Origin of the sequence: Atlantibacter hermannii (assembly GCF_009907385.1) — a bacterium.
In the GTDB taxonomy this organism is placed as follows: domain Bacteria; phylum Pseudomonadota; class Gammaproteobacteria; order Enterobacterales; family Enterobacteriaceae; genus Atlantibacter; species Atlantibacter hermannii_A.
Genome location: NZ_JAAATR010000002.1, coordinates 86109 through 108727, shown reverse-complemented (window position 1 = coordinate 108727; position 22619 = coordinate 86109). Strand labels below are relative to the sequence as shown.

Annotated in this window: 18 protein-coding genes; 10 read left to right on the top strand and 8 right to left on the bottom strand. The window is 56.2% G+C overall.

The features are described 5' to 3' along the window. Positions 1 to 62 precede the first annotated feature (62 nt). Positions 63 to 980 (top strand): manganese catalase family protein, encoded by a 918-nt coding sequence (locus tag GV764_RS00815; RefSeq protein ID WP_161658660.1) that lies wholly within the window; start codon positions 63 to 65, stop codon positions 978 to 980. 39 nt (positions 981 to 1019) lie between these two features. Here the strand turns inward: GV764_RS00815 and GV764_RS00810 are convergent, their stop codons facing one another. After that, a complete protein-coding gene (locus GV764_RS00810; RefSeq protein ID WP_161658659.1) occupies positions 1020 to 1427 on the bottom strand; it encodes a hypothetical protein in 408 nt (135 codons plus the stop codon). Between the two features lie 27 nt (positions 1428 to 1454). Beyond that, positions 1455 to 1901, bottom strand: a complete 447-nt coding sequence (locus GV764_RS00805; protein WP_161658658.1) for a DUF4231 domain-containing protein — start codon at positions 1899 to 1901, stop codon at positions 1455 to 1457. A gap of 414 nt (positions 1902 to 2315) precedes the next feature. Between GV764_RS00805 and GV764_RS00800 the strand changes: the two genes are divergently transcribed. The 3 genes from GV764_RS00800 to GV764_RS00790 are packed head-to-tail and all read left to right on the top strand — an operon-like array spanning position 2316 to position 4486. Continuing rightward, positions 2316 to 3467, top strand: coding sequence for a double-cubane-cluster-containing anaerobic reductase (locus GV764_RS00800; RefSeq protein WP_161658657.1), 1152 nt, complete (start codon positions 2316 to 2318; stop codon positions 3465 to 3467). A gap of 9 nt (positions 3468 to 3476) precedes the next feature. Further along, complete coding sequence (gene yjiL, locus GV764_RS00795; RefSeq protein ID WP_161658656.1) at positions 3477 to 4244, top strand: putative 2-hydroxyacyl-CoA dehydratase activator YjiL; 768 nt, start codon at positions 3477 to 3479, stop codon at positions 4242 to 4244. Beyond that, positions 4241 to 4486, top strand: coding sequence for a putative Se/S carrier protein (locus tag GV764_RS00790; protein WP_161658655.1), 246 nt, complete (start codon positions 4241 to 4243; stop codon positions 4484 to 4486). Before yjiL ends, GV764_RS00790 begins: the two co-directional genes overlap by 4 nt. A 106-nt stretch (positions 4487 to 4592) precedes the next feature. On the opposite strand, the gene gorA is transcribed toward GV764_RS00790, so the two are convergent. Next, positions 4593 to 5945 (bottom strand): glutathione-disulfide reductase, encoded by a 1353-nt coding sequence (gene gorA, locus GV764_RS00785; protein WP_161658654.1) that lies wholly within the window; start codon positions 5943 to 5945, stop codon positions 4593 to 4595. Between the two features lie 71 nt (positions 5946 to 6016). Further along, complete coding sequence (locus tag GV764_RS00780; protein ID WP_161658653.1) at positions 6017 to 6859, bottom strand: 23S rRNA (adenine(2030)-N(6))-methyltransferase RlmJ; 843 nt, start codon at positions 6857 to 6859, stop codon at positions 6017 to 6019. Between the two features lie 177 nt (positions 6860 to 7036). On the opposite strand from GV764_RS00780, the gene prlC reads away from it, so the two are divergent. Both prlC and rsmJ read left to right on the top strand, forming a co-directional pair. Continuing rightward, the gene (gene prlC / locus GV764_RS00775; RefSeq protein ID WP_161658652.1) at positions 7037 to 9079 is read left to right on the top strand and encodes an oligopeptidase A; all 2043 of its coding nucleotides are present in this window, start codon (positions 7037 to 7039) and stop codon (positions 9077 to 9079) included. A gap of 8 nt (positions 9080 to 9087) precedes the next feature. Beyond that, positions 9088 to 9867, top strand: a complete 780-nt coding sequence (gene rsmJ / locus GV764_RS00770) for a 16S rRNA (guanine(1516)-N(2))-methyltransferase RsmJ (protein WP_161658651.1) — start codon at positions 9088 to 9090, stop codon at positions 9865 to 9867. Here rsmJ and kdgK read toward each other — a convergent pair. Next, positions 9839 to 10771 carry a 2-dehydro-3-deoxygluconokinase gene (gene kdgK / locus GV764_RS00765; RefSeq protein WP_161658650.1) on the bottom strand — a complete coding sequence of 311 codons (933 nt, stop codon included), beginning with the start codon at positions 10769 to 10771 and terminating at the stop codon, positions 9839 to 9841. The two genes, rsmJ and kdgK, sit on opposite strands and share 29 nt — an antisense overlap. A gap of 231 nt (positions 10772 to 11002) precedes the next feature. Between kdgK and pdeH the strand changes: the two genes are divergently transcribed. Both pdeH and GV764_RS00755 read left to right on the top strand, forming a co-directional pair. Then, a complete protein-coding gene (pdeH, locus tag GV764_RS00760; RefSeq protein ID WP_161658649.1) occupies positions 11003 to 11776 on the top strand; it encodes a cyclic-guanylate-specific phosphodiesterase in 774 nt (257 codons plus the stop codon). 58 nt (positions 11777 to 11834) lie between these two features. Further along, positions 11835 to 13895, top strand: a complete 2061-nt coding sequence (locus tag GV764_RS00755) for an AsmA family protein (protein ID WP_161658648.1) — start codon at positions 11835 to 11837, stop codon at positions 13893 to 13895. Between the two features lie 39 nt (positions 13896 to 13934). Here the strand turns inward: GV764_RS00755 and GV764_RS00750 are convergent, their stop codons facing one another. From GV764_RS00750 to hmsP, 3 genes are all read right to left on the bottom strand, one after another. Further along, on the bottom strand, positions 13935 to 15410 hold the full coding sequence (locus GV764_RS00750) for a M16 family metallopeptidase (RefSeq protein WP_161658647.1): 1476 nt from the start codon (positions 15408 to 15410) through the stop codon (positions 13935 to 13937). Between the two features lie 197 nt (positions 15411 to 15607). Further along, complete coding sequence (locus GV764_RS00745) at positions 15608 to 16894, bottom strand: dicarboxylate/amino acid:cation symporter (RefSeq protein ID WP_161658646.1); 1287 nt, start codon at positions 16892 to 16894, stop codon at positions 15608 to 15610. A gap of 177 nt (positions 16895 to 17071) precedes the next feature. Beyond that, entirely contained in the window at positions 17072 to 19066 is a 1995-nt protein-coding gene (gene hmsP / locus GV764_RS00740) for a biofilm formation regulator HmsP (RefSeq protein ID WP_161658645.1), read from the bottom strand. Positions 19067 to 19563: 497 nt separating this feature from the next. On the opposite strand from hmsP, the gene GV764_RS00735 reads away from it, so the two are divergent. Next, positions 19564 to 19788 (top strand): hypothetical protein, encoded by a 225-nt coding sequence (locus tag GV764_RS00735; RefSeq protein ID WP_161658644.1) that lies wholly within the window; start codon positions 19564 to 19566, stop codon positions 19786 to 19788. A gap of 370 nt (positions 19789 to 20158) precedes the next feature. Then, positions 20159 to 22615: a poly-beta-1,6 N-acetyl-D-glucosamine export porin PgaA gene (pgaA, locus tag GV764_RS00730; protein WP_161658643.1), complete on the top strand. Its 2457-nt coding sequence runs from the start codon at positions 20159 to 20161 to the stop codon at positions 22613 to 22615. Positions 22616 to 22619: the final 4 nt, after the last annotated feature.

The window sequence follows — 22619 nt, the reverse complement described above, 5'->3', positions numbered from 1 at the left end:
TTTGCAGGATGCCCGCCGCTAACGCGGGCATTTTACTGCCTTTTACTTTTGCGGAGTGAGCCATGTTCAGACATGTTAAAAAACTACAGTACACAGTGCGCGTATCAGAACCGAATCCCGGCCTGGCGAACCTGCTGCTCGAACAGTTTGGCGGCCCACAGGGCGAGCTGGCAGCGGCGTGCCGCTACTTTACTCAGGGGCTGGGCGATGACGATCCAGGCCGTAAAGATATGCTGATGGATATCGCCACCGAGGAGCTGAGCCACCTGGAAATCATTGGTTCACTGGTGGGGATGCTGAACAAAGGCGCCAAAGGCGACATGGCCGAAGGCACAGAAAAAGAAGGCGAGCTTTATCGCACCATTACCGGCAACGGCAATGACAGCCACCTCACCTCGCTGCTGTATGGCGGCGGCCCGGCGCTGGTGAACTCGGCGGGTGTACCCTGGACAGCGGCGTACATCGACACCATCGGCGAAGTTACCGCCGATTTGCGCTCCAACATTGCGGCGGAAGCCCGCGCCAAAATCATCTATGAGCGCCTGATCAACCTGACCGACGACCCTGGTGTAAAAGACGCGCTGGGCTTCCTGATGACGCGTGAAGTCGCGCACCAGATTTCATTTGAGAAAGCGTTGTATTCGATTCGCAATAATTTCCCGGCCGGGAAATTGCCGCCGATCGAACAATACTCCAACGTCTATTTCAATATGTCCGAAGGCGACGAAATGCGCGGCAGCTGGAATTCCGACGAGAACTTCACCTATGTCGCCGATCCGCAACCCGCAGTAGATGGCGGCGACGGCCTGGCAAGCGTTCAGCTTCCTGCCTCGCAGAAAGCCAATCTGGATAGCATGATTGCACGTACCGCGTCCGATCCTTCGGTTAACCCGGTGACCGGCACCGATATCGGCTCGGTTCCGCCGATCGAAAATGAAGCCGCCGCCAGCAAATCGCCGGCGAAAAAGCCGAAGAAATAACGTCACCGGTGACGGCTCACAGAGCCGTCACCGTTTTGCTCAATGATGGCTTGGTGATGTTGATTGATAAACGCTTTCACGCAGTTTTTCCCGTAACCTTTCTCCCCATGGCGGTACGCCAAGCACCACAGGCTGGTCGCGGCCTGACTCGATTTTTAAGGCGCTAAAGCGCGTATCAAAAAGGGCTTCGTCACGCTGATCGTCTGCTTCCGCTTCTGAGGTAGCCAGAGACGATTTCTCTGAATACAGCGGGTTAAAAACCACGTTGGCAATATTCACACCGCAACAGGTGTCATGCTCTGCGTCGTTGTTCGTGCTGATATCTGGCAAAGCCATTTCCAGCCCCGGCTTAATTAATTCCTGATAAACCCGGGTAAAATCAATCCTACGGCCCTGACTGTCATTTTTTACGCCAAAAGGCATAGCGACAAAAGCATGCAGTTTCATGTTGCCTCACCTGTCGGGGGCCGGCTTTTATTTACCGTTCGTTTGGGCCGAGCTATGCGTTTTTTCCTGTAACGAGTACCACCTGGAATGCTCCTGCAACATCAGTGCTTCCGTTCTCTCTGAAAGCATTATTTCTGCATTATCCGCCGTTGTATAAACCCCGGCGCCTGCAAGGTAAGTATATTTCTCATGTTTAAGCATTTCACAGGTCGAACGGTATATTAACCAGGTTTGTTGATACTGATTTAACTGCTGCAAGCCCTCAATGAAAAGAATGATAACGCCCAGAACGGCCATAATTCTTTCGGCTTCCTCATTAATAAATAATGAAATCAACGGGATAATGGCGGATATCATTATCTGCAATATTTTCAATGATTTATATAGGAAGCAGGCTATGCGGCTTTTGCGGGCATACCAGCTTATCTGCTCGTCAAGACGCTTTAATGTTGTATTACCATCCTCTTCTGACATTGTTTTTTCCCCACTGCGAGCCATATAAAAATATCAGCAGGCAAAACGAGGGGCACAATACGCGTAAAGTATGTATTTTATTGATAAACGTGTGAGGCTTGAGATTTATATACGCTGTGACTGTACAGGATTTAATGGGTTACAAAATGCACAGCGTTAAATTAATATGAGCATATTCAATTAATAACTTTCTGGTTAATTAAGCGCCGCATTAACATTCTCTGTACAGGTTATCGTTCAGAATGCTTTATACCATCAAGACCTGGCGCTGCATTATGGTTAAAAAAGTGAACGCCGTCGCAACAACGCGTAAGAGTTGCCTGCACCCGGGAGAGATCAAGAAAACCTTTTATATTGTATGGCTATAATGCGGGGCCAATTTTACTCTCGCCCGTGTAACGGGGAAGGAAAAATATGTCTCTTATCACTGAATTACCCGCCATTTTCGATCAGTTCTCCGAAGCCCGTCAGAAAGGTTTTATCACCGTCATGGATCTCAAAGAGCAAGGCGTTCCGCTGGTTGGAACCTATTGCACCTTTATGCCTCAGGAGATCCCCATGGCGGCCGGCGCGGTGGTCGTCTCGCTGTGCTCCACTTCCGATGAGACCATCGAAGAAGCCGAAAAAGACCTGCCGCGCAACCTGTGCCCGCTGATTAAAAGCAGCTACGGTTTCGGGAAAACCGATAAATGCCCCTACTTCTATTTCTCTGACCTGGTGGTGGGTGAAACCACCTGCGACGGCAAGAAAAAGATGTACGAGTACATGGCCGATTTTAAGGCCGTGCATGTGATGCAACTCCCGAACAGCGCCGTCGATGCCGCGTCCCGCGCGTTATGGAAAGCGGAAATCCATCGCCTGAAAGAGGCTGTTGAACAGCGTTTTGGCGCGACAATCACCGAGCAGGCGCTGCGGGATGCTATCGCGCTGAAAAACCAGGAGCGCCGCGCGACCGCCAATTTTTACCACGTCGGGCAGCTTAATCCGCCAGCGCTCAGCGGCATGGATATCCTCAAAGTGGTGTACGGCGCGACCTTCCGCTTCGACAAAAAAGCGCTGATCGACGAACTGAACGGCATGGCGGCGCGCGTGCGCCAGGAGTGGCAGGACGGCAAGCGGCTGGAAGCCCGCCCGCGTATTCTGATCACCGGTTGCCCCATCGGCGGCGCGGCGGAAAAAGTGGTGCGCGCCATTGAGGAGAACGGCGGCTGGGTGGTGGGCTTTGAAAACTGCACCGGCGCGAAAGCGACCGAACACTGCGTGGATGAAACCGGCGATGTCTACGACGCGCTGACCGACAAATATCTGGCGATTGGCTGTTCCTGCATTTCCCCGAACGACCAGCGCCTGAAACTGCTTAGCCAGATGGTGGAAGAGTACCAGGCTGACGGCGTGGTGGATGTGATTTTGCAGGCCTGTCATACCTACGCCGTTGAATCGCTGGCGATTAAGCGCCACGTGCGTGAAAACCACCACATCCCGTATATCGCTATCGAGACCGATTACTCTACCTCGGATATCGGGCAACTCAGCACTCGCGTGGCGGCCTTTATCGAAATGCTTTAAGGAGCGGTTGTGGCTGTATCAGTAGGCATAGATTCCGGTTCGACCACCACCAAAGGCGTTCTGTTGCAGGACGGCGCGATTGTGCGCCGCTTCCTGTGCCCGACGCCGTTCCGCCCGGAAACGGCCATCCGCGATGCCTGGCAAAACCTCAGCGCCGGGCTGGATGAACGCCCGTTTCTCACCCTCACCGGCTATGGGCGGCAACTGGTGGATTTCGCCGATAAACAGGTCACGGAAATTTCCTGCCACGGTCTGGGCGCGCGCCTGCTGGTGCCGGACACCCGCACGGTGATCGACATCGGCGGCCAGGACAGTAAAGTCATCCAGCTCGACGAGCAGGGCAACCTCACCGACTTTCTGATGAACGACAAATGCGCCGCCGGCACCGGACGCTTTCTGGAAGTGATTTCCCGTACCCTCGGCGCCAGCGTTGACCAGCTCGACGCGATTACCCATGGCGTGGAGCCGCACGCCATCACCAGCATGTGTACGGTATTTGCGGAATCAGAAGTCATCAGCCTGCGTTCGGCGGGTGTCGCCCCGGAAGCCATTCTGGCCGGGATCGTCAACGCCATGGCGCGTCGTAGCGCAAACTTTATCGGCAGGCTGTCGGCGCAGGGGCCGGTGCTGTTTACCGGCGGCGTCAGCCACTGCGCCGTGTTTGTCGAGAAGCTGACGCAACACGTGGGCATGACGGTGCAAACCCATCCCGACGCCCAGTATGCCGGGGCGGTCGGCGCGGCGCTGATCGGCCAGCAGCCGGGGAAACGCCGATGACCGAATACCTGTTTCTGTTTCACAGTACCCTCGGCGTGGTGAAAACCCGCCGGGCGCTCCAGGCGGCGGGAAGCGATTTTCGCGTTACCGATATCCCACGCCAGCTGCGCGGCGGCTGCGGGCTGTGTATCTGGATCGCCTGCCCTGAAGACGGGTATCAGCAGTGGGTCATGGCCGGGCTGACGGAATCAGTGTATCGGGTGGACGGGGAAAAGATGACGTGCATCGCCACGTATCCCTGAATGGCCTTGAGCCGCTTGTTTCCAACGAACGCCCATCGGGACGTGACGGGCAAAAAAAATGCCCACCGTTCAGGCGGGCACTGTTTTCATTAATCCTGACGGCGAATTAACGCATTGTCACAAACTCTTCCGCCGCCGTCGGGTGGATCGCCACGGTATTATCAAAGTCTTTCTTGGTCGCGCCCATTTTCAGCGCCACCGCGAAGCCTTGCAGGATCTCATCCATGCCGAAGCCAATTCCGTGGATGCCGACAATTTTCTCTTCCGGGCCGACGCACACTAATTTCATGCGGCACGGCTGGCGGTGAGAGGTCACGGCGGTGTACATCGCGGTGAAAGATGATTTATACACTTTCACCTGATCGTCGCCGTACTGCTCGCGCGCCTGCGGTTCGGTCAGGCCCACGGTGCCGATCGGCGGGTGGCTGAACACCACGGTCGGGATGTTGGTGTAATCCAGATGCTCTTCCGGCTTGTTGTTAAACAGGCGCTCGGAGAGACGGCGTCCGGCAGCAACGGCAACCGGCGTCAGCTCTACCGCGCCGGTGTTATCGCCCACCGCGTAAATGCCCTCAACGCTGGTATTCTGGAACTTATCGACGACGATATACCCTTTTTCGTTGGTTTTAACGCCTGTCGCTTCCAGGTTGAAGGTATCGTTCGCCGGTTCACGGCCAATCGCCCAAATCAGGCAGTCAACGGTTTCGCTACGGCCATCTTCCAGTTGCAGCGTCAGGCTGCCGTCGGCGTTTTTCACCACCGCTTCCGGGATCGCCTGCGTGTGCAGCGTCGGGCCTTCGGTGTTGATCACTTCCACCAGCGTTTCCACAATCAGCGGATCAAAGTTACGCAGCGGCGCGTGTTTACGCACGAACAGATGGGTATCCGCGCCCAGCGCGTTAACCACGCCGGCGATTTCCACGGCGATGTAACCCGCGCCGACGACCGCAACGCGTTTTGGCATCGCGTCCAGCTCAAAAAAGCCATCGGAATCAATACCGTATTCCGCGCCCGGAACCGACGGGATAGACGGACGACCGCCAGTGGCAATCAGAATATGATCAGCGGTGATGGTCTCGCCGTTCACTTCCACGGTATGCGCATCAACAAAACGCGCAAAACCACGGATCACATCGACAATATTTTTCTTCAGTACCGTCTCATACGAGGTATGAATGCGATCGATATAGGCGGTACGGCTGGCGACCAGCTTTTTCCAGTCGAAATGATTCACGGTGGTATCGAAACCGTAATCCGGGCCGTACAGATGGATAGCTTCCGCGATTTGCGCCGCATGCCACATCACTTTTTTCGGCACGCAACCGACGTTGACGCAGGTGCCGCCCAGCTCTTTGGCTTCAATCAGCGCGCACTTCTTCCCGTACATGGCTGCCCGGTTAATGGAGGCAATACCGCCGCTGCCGCCGCCGATAGCGAGGTAGTCGTAATGTCTGGTCATGATTCTGGTCCTTAATGTCTGATTGCCGCGATTGTATACCTGAAATCAAAAGGTTCCATCGATGGCTGCGATTATTCCGGCACGATCCAGCTGACGGTGGCGTGTCCGGTTCCCGCAGGCACCAGCTTTTTGTGCAGCCAGGGCAGCACGTTGTTCATCTGCTGTTCCAGCTTCCACGGCGGGTTAATCACAATCATCCCCGACGCGGTCATGCCGCGACGATCGCTGTCCGGCAGTACCGCCAGTTCGATTTGCAGAATACGCCGGATGCCGGTTTCTTCCAGCGCGTGAACCATACGTTTGATCTGCTGGCGCAATACCACCGGATACCACAGCGCGTACACGCCGGTCGCAAAGCGGTTGTAGCCTTCTTTAATCCCGGTCACCACCGCCTGATAGTCGGTTTTCATTTCATAGGGCGGGTCGATAAGAATCAACCCCCGGCGCGACACCGGCGGCAGTTTAGCCTTGAGCTGCTGATAGCCGTCGGAACGGCTGACGGTGGCGCGATCGTCTTTCTGAAATTCAGCGCGCAGCAGCGGGAAATCGCTGGGATGCAGTTCGGTGAGCTGCATGCTGTCTTGCGGGCGCAGCAGCTGGCGCGCGATCAGCGGCGAGCCAGGGTAATAACGCAGCTGCCCGCCACGGTTGAAATGCGCCACCGCGCTGATGTACGGCTCCAGTTCCGCAGGTAAATCGTCCTGCTGCCAGATGCGCGCGATGCCTTCGAGATATTCGCCGGTACGCTCCGCATGCTCGCCGCTTAACTGATAGCGCCCTGCCCCCGCATGGGTATCCAGATAGAGAAACGGTTTCTCTTTTTCTTTAAGGGATTCAATGATAAGGCTTTGTACAGTGTGCTTCAGCACATCGGCGTGGTTGCCGGCGTGGAAGCTGTGGCGATAGCTAAGCATGTAGAACGTTTCCAGATGGGATCTTAAGGGTATGGCGACAGTATACCGGAAAGTTAACCCGACCGGGGATTGCCGACGGCGACCATTGAAATCCACTACACTAAACCCCAGATCACCACACAATGAACAAAGCGCCGCTCGACGCGCTTCACTTACCTTTTAATCAGGAACGCGCTTATGACCAATCCATTACTCGTCCCTTTCGAGTTGCCGCCCTTCTCCGCCATTAAACCTGAACACGTGGTACCCGCTGTGACGCAAGCGCTGGATGCCTGCCGTCAGCGTGTGGAAGAAGTGGTCGCGAAAGGCGCGCCGTACCGTTGGGAGACGCTGTGCCAGCCGCTGGCGGAAGTGGACGATCGTTTAGGGCGCATTTTCTCGCCGGTCAGCCACCTTAATTCGGTGCAGAACAGCCCGGAACTGCGCGAAGCCTACGAGCAAACCCTGCCGCTGCTGTCTGAATACAGCACCTGGGTCGGCCAACATGAAGGGCTGTATAACGCGTACCGCGATCTGCGCGACGGCGAGCACTACGCCGCCCTCGACACCGCCCAGAAAAAAGCCGTGGATAATGCCCTGCGCGATTTTGAACTTTCCGGCATCGGTCTGCCAAAAGACAAACAGCAGCGCTATGGCGAAATCGCCGCGCGGCTGTCCGAGCTGGGTTCCACCTACAGCAATAACGTACTCGACGCCACCATGGGCTGGAGCAAACTGGTTACCGACGAATCTGAACTCGCCGGGATGCCGGAAAGCGCGCTGGCCGCCGCCAAAGCGCAGGCCGAAGCCAAAGAGCAGCAGGGCTATCTGCTGACGCTGGATATCCCGAGCTATCTGCCGGTGATGACCTATTGTGATAACCAGGCGCTGCGTGAAGAGATGTACCGCGCCTACAGCACCCGCGCCTCTGATCAGGGTCCAAACGCCGGAAAATGGGATAACAGCCCGATTATGGAAGAGATCCTGGCGCTGCGTCATGAGCTGGCGGAACTGCTGGGCTTTGAAAACTACGCCCATAAATCCCTCGCCACCAAAATGGCGGAAAACCCACAGCAGGTGCTGGATTTCTTAACCGATCTGGCAAAACGCGCCCGCCCTCAGGGTGAGAAAGAGCTGGCCCAGTTGCGCGCATTCGCCAAAGCGGAGCACGGCGTGGACGAACTCCATCCGTGGGATATCGCCTACTACAGCGAAAAACAGAAGCAGCATCTGTACAGCATCAGCGACGAGCAGCTGCGCCCGTATTTCCCGGAAACGAAAGCGGTTAACGGTCTGTTCGAAGTCGTTAAACGCATTTACGGCATTACCGCAAAAGAGCGTAAAGACGTGGACGTCTGGCATCCGGACGTGCGCTTCTTCGAACTGTATGACGACAGCGGCGAACTGCGCGGCAGCTTCTATCTCGACCTGTACGCCCGTGAAAACAAACGCGGCGGCGCGTGGATGGACGACTGCGTCGGCCAGATGCGCAAAGCCGACGGCTCGCTGCAAAAACCGGTGGCCTATCTCACCTGTAACTTCAACCGTCCGCTGAACGGCAAACCGGCGCTGTTCACTCACGACGAAGTGATCACTCTGTTCCACGAATTCGGCCACGGCCTGCACCATATGCTGACGCGCATCGAAACCCCAGGGGTCGCGGGCATCAGCGGGGTGCCGTGGGATGCGGTAGAGCTGCCGAGCCAGTTTATGGAAAACTGGTGCTGGGAGCCGGACGCGCTGGCGTTTATCTCCGGCCATTATGAAACCGGCGAACCGCTGCCGCCGGAACTGCTGGAGAAAATGCTGGCGGCGAAAAACTACCAGGCGGCGATGTTTATCCTGCGCCAGCTGGAGTTCGGCCTGTTCGATTTCCGCCTGCATGCGGAGTTCAGCCCGGATCTGGGGGCGAAAATCCTCGAAACCCTGGCGGAAATTAAGAGCCAGGTGGCGCTGATCCCGGGTCCGTCATGGGGCCGTTTCCCGCACGCATTCAGCCACATTTTTGCCGGCGGCTACGCGGCGGGCTACTACAGCTACCTGTGGGCTGATGTGCTGGCGGCGGATGCCTATTCCCGCTTTGAAGAAGAAGGGATTTTCAACCGTCAAACCGGCCAGTCGTTCCTCGACAACATCCTGACCCGCGGCGGTTCCGAAGAGCCGATGGCGCTGTTCAAACGCTTCCGGGGCCGCGAACCGCAACTGGATGCGATGCTGGAACACTACGGCATTAAGGGTTAACCCCACTCGTGAACATCTGTTTAATTGATGAAACAGGCGCCGGAGACGGCGCCTTATCACTTCTGGCGCAGCGCTGGGGGCTGAACCACGACGCGGATAACCCGATGGCGCTGGTATTAACAGCGGAGCATCTGGAATTGCGCAAGCGCGATGAACCTAAGCTCGGCGGGATTTTTGTCGATTTTGTCTCTGGCGCAATGGCCCATCGCCGCAAATTTGGCGGCGGACGCGGCGAAGCGGTCGCTAAAGCCGTGGGGATTAAGGGCAATTATCTGCCGGATGTGGTGGATGCCACGGCGGGACTGGGGCGCGATGCCTTTGTGCTGGCGTCGGTGGGGTGCCATGTGCGGATGCTGGAACGCAATCCGGTGGTGGCGGCGCTGCTGGATGACGGTCTGGCGCGCGGCTATCAGGACCCGGAAATCGGCCCCTGGCTGCGGGAACGGCTGCATCTGATCCACGCCTCCAGCCTGACGGCGCTGGAAAATATCACGCCGCGTCCGCAGGTGGTGTATCTCGATCCGATGTTCCCCCACAAGCAGAAAAGCGCGCTGGTGAAGAAAGAGATGCGGGTGTTTCAGTCGCTGGTGGGGCCGGATATCGACGCGGACGGATTACTGGAACCCGCCCGGCGTCTGGCGACCAAACGCATTGTGGTCAAACGCCCCGACTATGCGCCGCCGCTGGCGGGCGTCGCCACCCAGTCGGCGGTGACGACCAAAAGCCATCGCTTTGATATCTACCCGCCGCTGGCAGACATTACTGCGGCATCGCCTCACGCGGAATAATCGCGCCGCGATACTGGATCACGGTGCTGGCGGTGAGGTGACCACGCTTCGCCGCCGCTTCGGCATCGCCGCCGGTGAGGCGCACCGCCAGATAACCAGCGCTGAACGAATCGCCCGCTGCGGTGGTGTCGATCACTTTCTCTTTCGGCAGTTTCACCGCCGGGACGTCCAGCAGCGGTTCGCCGGCAATCGCCACCAGGCAAGAATCCGCGCCGCGTTTAATCACCACTTCGCTGACGCCCGCCGCCTGAGTGCGGGCAACCACGTCCTCAACCGGCTTCTCGCCCCACAGCGCGTCTTCGTCGTCCAGCGTCAGGAAGGCGATATCGGTGCAGGTGAGCATCTGCTGGTAAACCTGCTGAGTCACTTCTTTGCTGGCCCACAGGCGCGGACGGTAGTTGTTGTCGAAAATAACTTTCCCGCCGTTGGCGCGGCACTGGCGCAGCAGCGCCAGCAGTTTCTCACGGCTTTCCGGGCTTAAGATCGCCAGGCTGATGCCGCTTAAATAAATGTAATCAAACTGCGCCAGTTCGGCGCAAATTGCCGGTGCCTGCTCGCTCTCCAGCCAGAAACGCGCGGCGGCTTCGTTGCGCCAGTAGTAAAAGGTGCGCTCGCCCGTAGCGTCGGTTTCGATGTAGTACAGGCCCGGCAAACGGTTTTCCATACGCTGGATCAGCGATGTCTGCACCTGTTCAGCCTGCCATGCTTCCAGCATCTGCTGGCTGAAGCTGTCCTGACCCAGCGCGGTTACGTAGTGCACGCCCAGCGCCTGGGCATCAACCTGACGCGCAATATACACAGAAGTATTCAGCGTATCGCCGCCAAATCCGCGGTTTACTTCCGCGCCTTTCTGCGACAGTTCAATCATGCATTCGCCAATGACGGCAATCTTTTTCAACGACATAGTGGCCAACCCGGATTATCAATATTATGCGCAGTGTGTGCTGCGAACGAAAAGTCGTCAAATATTTTAAAACAATGTTCCGATAATTTTTTTGAGCCAGGTGGCGATCCCGAAACTAAAACCCCAAAAAACTGCCAGAATTGGTGTCGACCGGAACATAAAGTTCTCAAGCGCGGGGCCGATAATCCCAATGTCCAGGTATGTCACCCCCCGTTTAACAGGACGATGACGATGAAGTTAAAGCAGGTCACTCACCGGCTGACAATGCCCGCCGCGAGTATCGAAAATTTAGAAGAGCATCGATATTGGTTGCAGTGTGAGCGTGCTTATACTTATCAGCCAATCTATAAAACCGACGGCAAGCTGCTGGCCGTGGAGCTGTTGACGGTCGTCACGCATCCTGCCAATCCCCAACAACGCATCGCGCCGGATCGCTATTTCGCCGCTATCCCGGTACGCCTGCGCCTGAGCGTGATTGAAGAACAGTTGCGGATGCTCCAGCAGCGGGAACATTTTTTCCTGCGCCACGCGGTGCTGGCGTCGGTGAATGTCGATGGTCCCACGCTTATCGCCATGCGCGAGCGCAGCGACATTCTGCAACTGGTCAACCAACTGCCCTGGGTGCGCTTTGAACTGGTGGAGCATATCCGCCTGCCGGAAGACTCCAACCTTGCGGGGATGAGCGAATTCGGCCCGCTGTGGCTGGACGATTTCGGCACCGGCATGGCGAATTTCTCAGCCTTAAGCGAAGTGCGCTATGACTACATCAAAGTGGCGCGCGAGCTGTTTATCATGCTGCGCACCACGCCGGAAGGCCGCAATCTGTTCACTCAGCTACTCCAGCTAATGAACCGCTACTGCAACGGCGTGATCGTCGAGGGCGTCGAAACCGTGGAAGAGTGGCAGGACGTACAGGGATCGCCCGCGCTGGCGGCCCAGGGCTATTACCTGTCGCGCCCGGTCTGTTTCAGCACCCTGGATGAGGTAGAAATGCTGCTGCTTTGATGCCCTTTCTCTGTGCTGAACTATCTTTATTAAAAAAGATAATCAGACAGAGGTGGGCATGACGCGAACCGGAAAAATTATAAGCGGAGTAGCAGGCGCTTTTTTGTTGTTGATTGTGGTGGTTGTGATTGTTATTGCGACTTTTGACTGGAATCGGCTGAAGCCAACCATCAACCAAAAAGTTTCTACTGAACTGAACCGTCCATTTGCTATTCGCGGCGATCTTAGCGTCGCCTGGGCGCGCAACCGCGACGAGCCGGGCTGGCGCAGCTGGGTGCCGTGGCCCCACGTGTACGCCAACGATATTATCCTCGGCAACCCGCCCGACATCCCTGCTGTCACTATGGTGCATCTCCCTCGCGTGGAAGCCACGCTGGCCCCGCTGGCGCTGCTGTCGAAAACCGTGTATCTACCCTGGATTAAGCTGGTTAAACCCGATGCCAGGCTGATCCGTATTAATGAAAAAACCAATAACTGGACCTTCGATATGGCGAAAAGCGATAACGAAGACGAGCCGCAGCAGCCCTCCTCGTGGTCGTTCCGTCTGGACAATATTCTGTTTGATGAAGGCCGCATCGCGGTGGATGACAGCGTCTCTAAGGCCGATGTGGAAATCCTGGTCGACCCGCTGGGCAAACCGCTGCCGTACAGCGAAGTGAGCGGCCAGAAAGCCAAAGACGATGAAAAACAACCTGGCGATTACATTTTCGGCTTAATAATGAAGGGCCGCTATAACGAGCAAAGCGTGCAGGGCAGCGGGAAAATTGGCGGTATGCTGGCGCTGCGCAGCGAAGGCACGCCCTTCCCGGTGCAGGCCGACATTCGCTCCGGCAACACGCGGGTGGCGTTTCAGGGCACCGTGAACGATCCGATGAAAATGGGCGGCGTGGATCTCCAGCTCAAATTCAGCGGCGATTCATTAGGGGAACTGTATGAACTGACCGGCGTACTGCTGCCGGATACCCCGCCTTTCGAAACCGACGGACGGCTGGTGGCGAAAATCGATGCTGAAAAAGGCTCGGTTTACGACTATCGCGGCTTCCGTGGGCGTATCGGCGACAGCGACATTCGCGGCTCGCTCACCTACAGCCAGCGTGAACCGCGCCCGAAACTGGAAGGCGATTTGGAATCGCGCCAGCTGCGACTGGCGGATTTAGGCCCGCTGATTGGCGTGGATTCCGGCAAAGGCGCGGAGAAGAGCCGCCAGTCAGAGCAGAAAAAAGGCGAGAAGTCCGCGCAACCGGCGGGCAAGGTCTTACCGTATGACAAATTCGAGACGGATAAGTGGGATACCATGGATGCCGATGTGCGGTTTAAAGGACGGCGCATCGAGCACAGCACGACCCTGCCGCTGAGCGATCTTTCCACCCATATCCTGTTGAATAACGGCGATTTGCGCCTCAAACCGCTTAAGTTCGGCATGGCGGGCGGCACCATCGCTTCCAACATCCACCTCGACGGCAGAAAGAACCCGATGCGCGGCGAGGCCGATATTCAGGCGCGCCGCCTGAAGCTCAAACAGCTGATGCCGGATGTAGAATTGATGCAGAAAACGCTCGGCGAGCTGAACGGCGATGCGGAGTTCCGCGGCACCGGCAACTCCATCGCCGCCCTGCTGGGCAGCAGCGACGGTAATCTCAAGCTGCTGATGAACGACGGGCTGATTAGCCGCAACCTGATGGAAATCCTCGGCCTGAACGTGGGTAACTTCCTGGTCGGGCAAATTTTTGGTGACGAAGAAGTGCGCGTCAACTGCGCGGCCGCCAATCTGGATATCCGCCGCGGCGTGGCGCGCCCGCAAATTTTTGCCTTCGACACGGAAAACGCGGTGGTCAACATTACCGGCACCGCCAGCTTCGCCTCGGAGCAGCTCGATTTAACCATCGATCCGGAGAGTAAAGGGATACGCATCGTCACGCTGCGCTCGCCGCTGTACGTGCGCGGGACCTTTAAAAACCCGGATTACGGCGTGAAGCCGGGGCCGTTGATTGCCCGCGGCGCGGTGGCAGCGGCGCTGGCGACGCTGGTCACACCGGCCGCCGCGCTGCTGGCGCTGATTTCTCCGTCGGAAGGCGAAGCGAATCAGTGTCAGGTGATTTTGTCGCAGATGAAGAAGTAACAGAAAAAACCCGGCTCTCTTTAAAGCCGGGTTTTTTAATTACTGAGCGGCAGGCGCGCCCGCATCGCCTTCAGGCGTGGGTTCTTCTACCACGGGTTCCTGCGCCATAATCTTGTCCCAGGTCGCCTTCAACACCTTCATATCAAATTCCGGCTCGCCCTGCGGCTGCAACAGAATCAGCGCCATCTCGTGGGATAACTGCTGGCGCAGATCCTGATTCAGTTGATCAACCGTTAAGCCGTTGAGGAAATCCTGGCGCAGCTTCTGGTATTGCTCTGGCGCGATATCCACCACCTGATTTTGCAGCGTGCGCAACCGTTGGTTAATCAGAATATCGGTGTCGGTGCGGGCATAGGTTGCGAACAGCTTTTGCAGCTCGGCTTTTTTCTGGGTGATGAGCGCGTCAAACTCCTCTTTTGCCAGCCCGTGACTGCGCACATTCGCCAACTCTTTGGCGACCAGATTCAGGTTGCTGTCCAGCTTCTCGCCCGGCGATTCAATATTAATGGCGCACTGCGCGCGCTGGAACAGTACCCGGCAGTCAAAGCCCAGATTAAGATCTTTAACGTTGCTGCGGGTTAAGTACTGCTGAACGTGCCAGAACAGCGCTTCGCGAGCCAGATCGGCGCGCCAGTAGCGCAACAGTGCGGCGGATTCGCGGATCGGCAACCAGGGGGTATCCCAGGTGATGCCCAGGCGATCCTGGCGCACCGCAGTCGTCATAATACTGACCGGGTCATGGCGCAGCGGAGAAAGCGTCGGCACCGGCGCTGGCGTTTCACGTTTGCCTTTCAGGCTACCAAAGGTTTTATTGATTTGTTCTGCAACCGCGCGGCTGTCGATATTGCCCACCACGATCAGCGTCATCGCATCCGGCGTGTACCATTTTTGATAAAACGCCTTTAAATGCCCGGCATCCACCGGTTGCTTCGGCGATTCGGAGGGATCGTGGCCCAACAGCGTCGAGCCTTTCAGGCGGTAGCGCCAGCTCCCTTCTTTGGTGTCGGCGGGGGCGGTCAGCACCATATCCTGGGTTTGCAGCGCGTGGGTTACGCTTTGTGGGGTGATGTTCAGATTGCCTGCGGCGTCCGCCAGCCAGGTTAGCGACTCTTTCAGCAGGTCATTGCGGCTATTCGGCAGGCTGAGATTGTATTGCGTGAAGTCATAAGAAACGATAGCAGGTGGCATAGGGCGTTTAGGATCAACGCTTTGCTGCCACATGGAGCGAGCCTGAACCGGCTGCAGGCTGCCGCTTTGGGTCAACGCGACCCGGGGCAGAAAGTGGCTATATCCCGTTTGCTGGGTGCTTTCGGTCAGTGAACCGGTATTGATTAGCAGTCGGATTTCGATGCGGTCGCTGGGACGCTGCGGCGTAGCCAGAACTTGCCACTGAAAACCATTTGAAAGTGTGCCCTGTTGCCATGCCGGGTCCGGCTGGAGCGCTTCTGCCTGCACGTTACCGACGATAGCTAACAGCAAACCGCCGGTGAAAATTCGAGTAAATGTGCCCTGCATGTGAACCCCTGATCAACATTCCTGGTTAAAAACAAGCAAAGGCGGCCCGTCCTTTTTACGTGGGCCACCTAAGGTAACGTTTCGCTACAGCGTTTGACCGCGCAAACCGAAAAACGTCACGTTAAAAAGTAAAAATTAGGGCAATTATGCGCAGGAGCCCGCGGCCAGGGCAAGCCGCCGCGGGCAAATGAGTGATATCAAGAGGATAATTGTTGTTTCGTTTCGTTACCGTCACGGTTATTCAGGGTGTCATTGAGCTTTTTCTGGTCCAGCTCTTTGACCCATTTCGCCACCACGACCGTTGCTACACCGTTGCCCACCAGGTTGGTTAACGCGCGCGCTTCAGACATGAAACGGTCAATGCCGAGGATCAGCGCCAGGCCCGCCACCGGCAAATGCCCCACCGCGGAAATGGTGGCGGCCAGCACGATAAATCCGCTGCCGGTCACCCCTGCCGCGCCTTTGGAGGAGAGCAGCAGCACTACCAGCAGCGTAATTTGATGGAAAATATCCATATGGCTGTTGGTGGCCTGGGCGATAAACACCGCCGCCATGGTCAGGTAAATCGACGTGCCGTCGAGGTTGAAGGAGTAACCTGTCGGGATCACCAGCCCCACCACCGATTTACGGCAGCCCAGTTTTTCCATTTTATCCAGCATCCGCGGCAGTGCGGATTCAGAAGACGAGGTGCCGAGTACGATCAGCAGCTCTTCACGGATATAGCGAATGAACTTGAAGATGCTGAAACCGGTCGCGCGGGCAATGCTGCCAAGCACCACCACCACGAACAGGATACAGGTGATGTAGAAGCAGATAATCAGCTGGCCCAGTTGTACCAGGGTGCCGACGCCATATTTCCCGATGGTGAACGCCATCGCGCCAAACGCGCCGATAGGGGCCAAACGCATAATCATGTTGATGATGCCGAAAATCACCTGCGAGAAACTTTCAATCACGTTGAAAATCAGCTGGCCTTTGTTGCCCAGGCGATGCAGCGCAAAACCAAACATCACCGCGAACAGCAGCACTTGCAGGATGTTGCCGCTGGCGAACGCGCCGATGACGCTATTCGGGATCACGTCCATCAGGAACGCCACAATCCCCTGCTGTTCCGCCTGCTGGGCATACACGGCGACGGCTTTCGCATCAAGCGTTGCCGGGTCGACATTCATACCCGCGCCTGGCTGCACGATATTCACGATCACCAGACCGATAATCAGCGCCAGCGTCGAAACAATTTCGAAGTAGAGCAGCGCCACCGCGCCGGTGCGCCCCACCGCTTTCATGCTTTCCATACCCGCGATGCCGGTCACTACGGTACAGAAAATAACCGGCGCGATAACCATTTTAATCAGCTTAACGAATGCATCGCCCAGCGGTTTCATCTGCGCGCCGAGTTCAGGGTAGTAGTGACCGAGTAAAATCCCGATAGCGATGGCGGCCAGAACCTGAAAATAAAGACTTTTGAATAATGAGATTTTCATAGGGTGTCCTTGCGAGGAAATGTCCACAGACTGCATAAGGTCTTTATGCAACCCGTGGCGCTAAAAATAACACCCGCCAAACAGTGCAGATATAACAATGCATCAAAATTGAAACATAAATGTTAAGAAACATGAGCTGACTCGCACCAGCCCCTGTCGTCGCGCTGCGCTAAAACCTCATACTTTCGGGTCAGGTAACCTGTTTTTTTCAAACTCGGCTGGCGTCACCGCTTTGCCAAACAGATAACCCTGGGCGACAACGACACCCGCGTCGGCCAGCCATTGGCGCTGGGCATCGTTTTCCACGCCTTCAGCAATCACGTCCAGCTCCATGCTTTTCGCCATCGCGATAATCGCCGAGACCATGCTGTGGTCATCCGGAATGCCTTCCACGAAGTTTTTGTCGATTTTTAATACGTCTACCGGCACGGACTTCATATGATGCAAGTGACGCAGGCTGGCGTACCCCATCCCAAAATCATCCAGCGCAATACGGACACCGGCCTGGCGTAACGGACGCAGAATATTAACCGCCGCGTCCGGATCGTCGATACGGCGGCTTTCGGTCACTTCCAGGATCAGGGTTCCCGGTTTGATGTGATAACGCGACAGCAACTCCAGCACGTCATTCATCATATTGTGATGCAATAACTGGAGCGCCGAGAGGTTCACCGACAGCGGCAACTCGATATTGCGCGCCTGCCAGGCCGCCAGCAGCCGGCAGGACTCTTCCAGGATCCAGTGCCCCACCGTGACCATCAACCCGCAGGATTCAATGCGTTCGATTAAATCGTCCGGCAACGCCCAGCTACCGTCCGGTTGTTTCTGGCGCAGCAACACCTCCGCGCTAACCAGCGCGCCGCTGCGTAAATCCACCTGCGGCTGCAGCCAGATGGCGAAACGATCGCTGTCCAGCGCGCTAATAATGTCGCTCTCTTCGGTCAGACGCTTTTGCGCCAGCGCCATCTGCACCGGATCGAAGAACTGGATCTGATTTTTGCCTTTGCGACGGGCGCTGAAGGCGGCGGATATCGCGCGGCGATACAATTGCTCCGGCGTCAGGCCGCCGTAAAACATGGCGATACCGATGCTGGCGGTGGGGCGCAGTTGGATCCCGTTAATCGGCAGCTTTTCGCCCAGCGCTTTTTGCAGGCGCTGCGCCAGGGTAATGGCGTGCCAGGGCTCTTTCACGCCATGGGCGATAACGGCGAAATCGTAATGGCTGACCTGCGCCAGTACCATGCGCGGCGGCAGTGTCGCTTTCAGTTTGCTCACCAGCGTCAGCAGCAGGACCTCGCGTTGTTCTTCATTCAATACGCCCGCGACGTCCTGCAACGTTTCGCAGGCAATGACCAGCAACGCCAGCGGATGGCTGTTACCGGTTGACTGTTCCAGCAGCGCCATCAGCAGCGGTTTATTGGGCAATTCCGTAGCCGGGAACCGCGTGGCCTGAGAAGTGATCTCTTCATGCTGGCGCAGCAGCGTTTGCTGATTGCGGTTGTAGCTGCGCACCAGCATGGCGATCTCATCATCATGATGCAGGCGCGGAAGGGTCAGTTGATGCCCCAGTACATCCTGGGCATCCAGATGGTTCAGCTCGCGCGCCAGCTTGCGCAGTGGACGCACTATCAGCCGGTTGATGCACCAGGTGATCGCCACAGACAGCATCAGCGACAGCAGCAGCCACGAAGTCACCAGCGTCGAAATGGCGCTGATGATAAATTTGTACATCCGCCAGGAGTCGGCCTGCAGCACCAGATAGGCCAGCGGCTGCGGATTGGCGGGGCGCTCCAGTGAATAGAGCGGCAACGAAATTTGCACCGGAATTTCGAAGATACGCGCAATCATGACTGGAATCGGTCGTTCCGGGGTGAAACTCACCCGCAACGCCTGAAACTGATTGGGCAGCACCACATCCGCGCGGCTGATGATGCCAGCGGGCTTGATCTGCTTAAGGATGGCCTCCGCTTCCGGAATATCGGCTTTCAGCACAGCGGCAGAAAGCGGCAGGCGCACGGAACGGGCGATGCTTTCCATCTGCATCGCGGTGTGATAACGATTTTGCTGCACAAAATGGAAAAGCAAAATCACTACAAAAACAAAAATAAAAACCACGGCGACGGCAGAAACCATCGCCATCTGCTTTATCGTTAACGAACGACTGACTCGCAAGCTCTTTCTCCAAAGACACGGCTACTCACAGGATACGCTCATCATTATCCTGCGCGGGCAGAGTATACTGCATTGCGGTGGGTTTTAATCAGGCCTGCCGGGGCTTTAAAGATTATTCCGGTCAACGGTTAGCCGCTGCGCGGATCTCTTATGTTTCATCCCGCTCATCAACAGGTAAACCCGTATTGCCGCATGCCATTTTTCTGCGCCTGTTGTCATCCTCTGGCGAAGAGTATAGCCGTTAAGTCCGCCATCATCGGTGGTTTCTCACTTACGGAAAGCGCTGCGTTTATTGTACCTGACTAACCGTATCGATCACTGGCGTAGAGACAGGTCTGTGCGCATTATTCTCAGCTTTTCTGAAAATAACGGGACATGAAACTTTCAGGCAATATAAATCCTGCTAGCCTGTTTTATAAAAATGACAATACGAAAATAGAATAATTTTTTACGCTAACGTTATTTAAATCATCCGCCACTGCAATTAATGAATGACTATGGATATAACCCATCCCCCTTTTTCATTAGAGCCGCAAAACCTCAGGCAAAATAATGCTGAAAAATTTGTACAGGTGAAGATCAAAGATGTACAAAATTACGTTATCAAGTCCGTAAATATAGACGAAACAGCATCATGCCTGCTGGAAGCGCGCGTGTTTGAAATCATGATCGCCGTCACTAACCTGTCTAAAAAAATCACAGATAAAAACAGAAACCATTAATTATCCTTAAGGTGAAGGATCACATAACACCATGAATTATAATCAATTAACTGAAAATTAATTTTTTCAGAATCATACTTTCAGTCAGAGGATATTAACTATAATCTTGATGAGCTTTGTTACGTATTAATTTTCACCTGTAAATAATCTGGACACACAAATTTCGCTTGATATACTTTTTTCGTTTTCATTTTTGCAACATGGATTGCTGCAAATATCTCTGACCGGGTGGTCAATAAGCCTTTCGTATGAACTTACTTATGAAATCTGGGGAAACTCAGTAATTCCCCGACCTTGTTTTGTACGTATTGCAATATGCAATGTGTAGCGTTGACTGTCTCGGGCAGGAATAAAAAATATAAGGGGTGTTATGCGTACCGCACAGCAATATAAAAAGATTGCCTTCAGGCAAGGTCTACGGGCGTCCTGCGCGCTGGGTTTATGTTTATTTTTTCCCGTCCTGGCAAACGCAGCGGATAACTACTACGACCAACTCATTATTCAGGCGCGTGAAGGGAATACGCGCGGGTTGCTCGATTATATGCGTGCCCAGGAACAGCAAAATGAACTGAACGCTAATCAGGTAGCCGACTGGCTCCAGGTGGCGGGATGGTCCGGCAATGATGCGGAAGTCACCCGCGTCTGGCAGCGCTATCACACCAGCATGGATATCCCGGTGAGGGGCGTGTCTGCCGCCGCGCGTGCATACCGCAATCAAAAGCAGTGGAATACCTCGCTCAGTTTATGGGAGCAGGCGCGCCAGCTTGAGCCCAACAACGATGACCTGCACGTCGGCTGGGTCATGACGCTGGCCGACGCGAAGCAAAACTACCGCGCCCTGCAGGAAGCCGAAGCGATGCTGGTTGCCGACCCAAGCGCCAGGAACTATCAGCTGCTGGCCTATGTGTATCGCTCACAAGGTAAAAGCTGGGATACGCTGTTCGCCGCCACCCGAGCCGAGGGGATTGAGCCAACCAACGCCGAGCTGGAACAGTCGCTGCTCGGCACGCTGTCGGCCAACCGCATCTCCGGCCCGGCGCTGAATATGTCGCAGTCCGCCAGAATCTCTCCGCAATTCGAACGCACGCTGGAAGCCGACGCCGCCGCCGAGCTGGTGCGCATGTCGTTCACCTCCACACGCAGCGAGCGCGATCGCTTTTTAGTGGCCGACAAAGCCCTCGCCCGTTACGACGTGTTGCTGAAGAAATGGAAAGACGATCCCGCTGCCGCCGTGGAATATCGCCGCGCCCGCGTTGACCGCCTCGGCGCGCTGCTGAACCGTAATCGTTACAGTGAAGTAGTCAGCGAATATGAATCCCTGCTCGCTGACGGCAAACCGGTGCCGGACTACGCGCGCCGCTGGGCCGCCTCGGCGTATCTGGCCGACCGTAAGCCGCAGGAAGCGCAAAAGCTGTTTTCCGAGCTGTTCGGCCCCACCAACGCCGTTAACCTGCCGACTGATGATGAGCAGGATCTGTTTTACGCCTACATGGAAAGCGAAAACTACGACCTGGCCCAACAGGAAGTGGTGCAGATCCTCGAAAAAAGCCCGTACCAGCGTCACTTCTATGGCTCGCCGACACCGGGCCCGAACGATAAATGGCTGCTGGGCCGCACTCTGCTGGTGCAGTACGAGGTGATGACCAACGACCTGCCCGCCGCCGAGAAACTCAGCTATAACCTGGCGCGCAGCGCGCCGGGCAACCAGGGGCTGGTCATAAACTATGCCTCGGTGCTGGACGCGCGCGGCCTGCCCCGCGCCGCCGAGCGGGAGCTGAAAATCGCCGAGGCGCTGGAGCCCGCTAACCTGGAGCTGGAGCGCCAGCAGGCCTACGTCGCGTTGGATCTTCAGGAGTTTCAGCAGATGGATTTGCTGACTGACGACGTGGTCGACCGGAGCGGTGAAGATCCGGCGACCCAACGGCTCGACCGCATCCGCGATATTCATCATAAATCGGAACTGCGCATCAGCGGCTCGCAGGGTATCGACTCCGACAGCCCGGTAAGCGGCAGCCATGACTTTACGCTCAACTCGGCGATTTATGGCCCGCCAATGGGTGATAACTGGCGGCTGTTTGCCGGGTTCAACTATGCCAACAGCGAATTTGAAGAAGGGAAAGGCATTACCCGCGATGCGCTGGGCGGCATCGAATGGCGCGCCCGCGATTACTGGATTGAAGCCGAGCTGTCGAACCGCAACTACAACGGCGGCGACAAATTAGGCGCGCGGCTTTCCGGCTGGCACGACTTCAACGACAACTGGCGCGTCGGCGGTTCCGCCGAGCGGCTGTCGCAAAACACGCCATTGCGCGCGATGCGTAACGACGTGACGGCGGATGGCGGCACCGCGTATGTGCGCTGGTACCAAAACGAACGTCGCGAATATCAGTTTAGTGTCGCGCCGAGCTGGTTCTCCGATGGCAACAACCGGTGGGAATTTGGCCTGAGCGGCAAAGAGCGGATGTTGACGCGCCCGAACTTCACGCTCGATTTCACTCCCAGCCTGTACGGCAGCGTGAACAGCAAAGAGAACGTGCCCTACTTCAACCCGAAACAGGATTTTTCCGTTACGCCAGCCATTCAGGCGGAACATGTCATGTACCGCCATTACGAAACCGTATGGAGCCAGCGTCTGGTCGCGGGCGTGGGGGCCTACTGGCAGAAAAATTACGACACCGGTTTGATTACCCAGGTGGGATACGGTCAGCGGTTGCAGTTAAACAATACCTTCGACGCCGGCGTCATGTTGACCTGGGACAAACGTCCCTACGACGGGAAACGTGAGCAAAACCTTGGCGTCGCCTTTGATCTGAATGTACGGTTTTAAGGAT